This window comes from Streptomyces mutabilis (assembly GCF_014649815.1).
GTDB classification, from domain to species: Bacteria; Actinomycetota; Actinomycetes; order Streptomycetales; family Streptomycetaceae; genus Streptomyces; species Streptomyces mutabilis.
The window spans coordinates 1-574 of the sequence record NZ_BMTT01000243.1 but is presented as its reverse complement, the minus strand read 5'-3'; the positions used below and the strand labels follow the sequence as shown (position 1 = coordinate 574).

Below are 574 nucleotides of genomic sequence, written 5' to 3'. Positions count from 1 at the left end.
TTTAATTTCGATAACTTCGAACACTTCAATCATATCGCCAACACGGACATCGTTGTAGTTTTTCACACCGATACCACATTCCCTACCATTACGGACTTCGTTGACGTCATCTTTAAAGCGACGCAGTGATTCAAGCTCACCTTCGTAAATAACCACGTTATCACGTAATACGCGAATAGGATTGTTACGTTTAATGTTACCTTCAACCACCATACAACCCGCGATAGCGCCGAATTTAGGTGATTTAAACACATCACGAACCTCAGCAAGACCCATGATTTCTTGTTTGTATTCAGGCTCTAACATACCGCTCATTGCTGATTTAATTTCATCAATCAAGCTATAGATAACGGAGTAGTAACGTAAATCAACACTTTCTTGTTCGATAATACGACGAGCAGAAGCATCAGCACGAACGTTGAAACCAAGAATGATAGCATCAGAAGCAGCCGCTAAAGTCGCATCTGTTTCAGTGATACCACCCACGCCAGAACCGATAATTTTCAGTTTAACTTCATCTGTAGAAAGTTTAACTAATGCATCAGTGATGGCTTCACAAGTTCCTTGAACATCC

At 40.8% G+C, this 574-nt stretch carries 1 protein-coding gene; it reads right to left on the bottom strand.

What is annotated here, in order from left to right; translation table 11 throughout:
* On the bottom strand, positions 1-574 hold a 574-nt coding region (locus IE142_RS40175), incomplete at both ends, for an EF-Tu/IF-2/RF-3 family GTPase (protein WP_268253003.1).